Annotated in this window: 4 protein-coding genes; 3 read left to right on the top strand and 1 reads right to left on the bottom strand. The window is 63.0% G+C overall.

The genetic code is table 11. The features are described from left to right. The 3 genes from WDA27_15015 to WDA27_15005 all read left to right on the top strand — a co-directional run. On the top strand, positions 1–836 hold an 836-nt coding region (locus WDA27_15015; GenBank protein ID MFA5892234.1), incomplete at its 5' end, for a ferrichrome ABC transporter permease. Positions 837–914: 78 nt separating this feature from the next. Further along, on the top strand, positions 915–1,625 hold the full coding sequence (locus WDA27_15010) for a carbonic anhydrase (GenBank protein MFA5892233.1): 711 nt from the start codon (positions 915–917) through the stop codon (positions 1,623–1,625). 60 nt (positions 1,626–1,685) lie between these two features. After that, positions 1,686–2,513 (top strand): pyruvate, water dikinase regulatory protein, encoded by an 828-nt coding sequence (locus WDA27_15005; protein MFA5892232.1) that lies wholly within the window; start codon positions 1,686–1,688, stop codon positions 2,511–2,513. A 9-nt stretch (positions 2,514–2,522) separates the two neighbouring features. On the opposite strand, the gene WDA27_15000 is transcribed toward WDA27_15005, so the two are convergent. After that, the coding region (locus tag WDA27_15000) for a diguanylate cyclase (protein ID MFA5892231.1) at positions 2,523–3,234 on the bottom strand (712 nt) is incomplete at its 5' end.

Below are 3,234 nucleotides of genomic sequence, written 5' to 3'. Positions count from 1 at the left end.
CCGAGGCCATCGCCCAGATGCGCAACTTCTACGGCGTGCTACACGTCGAGGAAGACAGTCCCGAGATCGAGGAATCGCATCGCTATCGTCTCTTGCACGGGCGCATCACCCACGGCTACCAGTACCGGCGCTGGGACCTGCGCACTGAACCGACTTCTTATTATGGTCGCGACAGCGGCATCGGGCTTACGTTGCTGCGCCATCCGCGCCGCTTCGGGCTGAACAACGCCCTGCAACCGTTGCGCGTCGGTATTGTCGGCCTCGGCGTCGGCTCGCTCGCGGTCTACGGCAGCAAGGACGACGTGTTCCGTTTCTATGAAATCAACCCGGACGTGGTGAAACTTGCGAGCGGCTTCGGCAGCCTGTTTAGCTACCTGCGCGACTCGGAGGCGAACACCGAGGTTGCACTCGGCGACGCGCGCCTGCTGCTCGAACAGGAACTGGCGCGCGCTGCCGTACAGCCGTTCGACGTGCTCGCGATCGATGCCTTCAGCAGCGACGCGATTCCGGTGCACCTGCTGACGGTGGAGGCGTTCGAAACCTATCTGCGCCATCTGCGCGCACCCGATGGCGTGCTGGCAGTCCATATCACCAACCGCTATCTCGACCTCCAGCCGGTGGTGCGCGCGGCGGCGGAACACTTCGGGCTCAACATGCTGCTCGTCGAATCCGACAGCAGTGAACGCCTGTCGGAAAGCACCTGGGTGCTGCTCGCGCGCGGTGACGTGCTGCACCGCATCCCCGGCCTGGCCGCTACCGCCACGACCGAAACGCCCGCGACCGTACCGCTGTGGCGCGACGACTACAGCAATCTGTTCCGCATCGTGAAGTGGTAGAATTCATCCGATAGCGCGCCCGCCGTCACGCGGGCGTCCGCATCCAGCCAAGGCGAACCACACGATAAAACAGTGCTTATGGACGAAGCCATACAAAAACTGATCCGCGGCTTCCACCGCTTCCGTACCCGTTACTTCGAGACCGAGCAAACGCTGTACCAGCGGCTAACCCAACAAGGACAGTCGCCGCAAATCATGGTGATCGCGTGCTGCGATGCCCGCGTGGACCCCGCGCTCATCACCGACAGCGATCCGGGCGATTTATTCGTGGTGCGCAACGTGGCGAATCTGGTTCCGCCACAAGAGACCGGCGGGCATTATCACGGCACCAGCGCGGCAATCGAGTTTGCCGTGCGCTCGCTGCGGGTGCGGCACATCATTGTGCTGGGGCATGCGCGCTGCGGGGGAATACACGCCCTGTTGCAGGGCAGCGGTGACACCAACGCATCCGGCCAGTACATCCAGCCGTGGATGGCGATCGCGGACGAGGCGCGCACGGTGGCGCTCGCCGCGCACGGCGACCCGTCTTCCGACGCCGCGCAGCGTGCCTGCGAGCAGGCTGCGATCCGCGTTTCGCTACGCAACCTGCGGACTTTCCCCTGGATACGCGAGCGCACGGAGCGCGGCGAACTGGCGCTGCACGGCTGGTACTTCGACATCGAACAGGGTCAGCTCATGCGCTTTGCCGCCGAGCACGACGGCTTCGTGCCCTTCGACACGGAAAACGCACCTGCCGCGCTCGACCCGATGCGCGGGACTCCCGGGGCAATCAATAAACGCGGCGGCTGAGCGCTGCAACCCGGGGCCGGCTACTTCAAAGCCTTATCCACCAGTCCGCCGACGACAGCGATGAAGCCCCAGCGCACGGTATTCTTTGTCTCCGACCGTACCGGCATCACCGCCGAAATCCTCGGCCGCACGCTGCTGACGCAGTTTCCCGACGTCGAGTTCCACAAGCACACCCTGCCGTTCGTGGACACGGTCGAGAAGGCGCGGACGACGCTGAAGGAAATCAATCAGACCGCACGCAAGGAAGGCCGGCGGCCGATTGTCGTCAGCACGCTCGTCAATGACGACGTGCGCGATGTGATCCTGACCGCGGACGCGCTTTGTATAGACCTGTTCGCGGGATTCATCCGCAGGCTGGAATCGGAACTCGGCATGGGATCGTCGCACGCACTGGGCCTGTCGCACGGCATCGGCGACGAGCTGGTCTATCAAAAGCGCATAGACGCCATCAACTACGCGCTCTCCCACGACGACGGCGCCACCACGACCAATTACGGCATCGCCGACGTGATTCTGGTTGGCGTCTCGCGCACCGGCAAGACCCCGACGTCGCTATATCTCGCCATGCAGTACGGTATTCACGCGGCCAACTATCCGCTCACGCCGGACGACTTCGGCGACACGCGCCTGCCCGAGCCGCTCGCACCCTATCGCGACAAGCTCTACGGGCTCACGATCAATCCCGAGCGCCTGGCGCGCATCCGCAACGAACGCAAACCGGAGAGCCGCTATGCTTCTTTGGAAAACTGCCGAGGGGAAATCGAGTCAGCCAATGCAATCTTGAACAAGGCCGGGCTACACATCCTTGATACAACCACGAAATCCGTCGAGGAGATTGCTATCTCAATCCTGCACGATACGGGGCTGATGGAGCGGATACAGCGATAGTGGCCGCTGTCAGCCAAGCGGCTGGCCGTGGAGGCGATTCTTGCCGAGGTTCTTGGCCCGGTACATCGCCTGATCGGCATGCGTAAGCAGGCTGTCCAGGTCGGAAAGGCCTTCATGGTAGACAGCAACGCCGAGGCTTGCGGTAACGTGGATAAGACGGTTACCGAAGGTGACGGGCGTCCCGGCCAGCCGGCGGCGGATGCGCTCCGCAAACTCGCAGGCACCGGCGTAATCGAGTCCCGGCAACAGAAACACGAATTCCTCGCCGCCGTAGCGCGCGAAGGTGTCGTGCTGGCGGATGTTGCGCCGGCACAGATCGCTCACCGTGCGCAGCACTTGGTCTCCGGCCGGATGGCCGTGGGTGTCGTTGACGAACTTGAAGTCATCCAGGTCCAGCACTACCACCGAGAATACCTCGCGGTAGCGTCGCGCCCGTGCGAACTCGCGCTCCGCCGTCTCGATGAAATGCCGCCGATTGTAGGTCTGCGTAAGCTCGTCCGTGATGGCGAGTTGGCGCAACTGCTCCTCCAGCGACTCAAACTTGAAGACCAGGCTGAGCAGGATATAGGTGAAAACGGGCGCGATGACCGCTGGTACGACGATGGCAATAACGAGACTGACGGTGCCAACCCGGCCTGTGATGGCGTAGTTAATGCCGCCGGTCAACAACACCGACAGCACGACGGAGGCGAGCGCGAATGCCGCCGTGCTTTTAACAATG

Source organism: Actinomycetota bacterium, from assembly GCA_041658565.1.
Lineage (GTDB): Bacteria > Actinomycetota > AC-67 > AC-67 > AC-67 > JBAZZY01.
The sequence above is the reverse complement of the archived record's forward strand: the minus strand, read 5'-3'. Positions and strand labels throughout refer to the sequence as shown.

Coding starts and splice junctions, on each gene's coding strand:
- WDA27_15010 (MFA5892233.1), top strand. CDS start 915: ATGGACGAAGCCATACAAAAACTGATCCGCGGCTTCCACCGCTTCCGT.
- WDA27_15005 (MFA5892232.1), top strand. CDS start 1,686: ATGAAGCCCCAGCGCACGGTATTCTTTGTCTCCGACCGTACCGGCATC.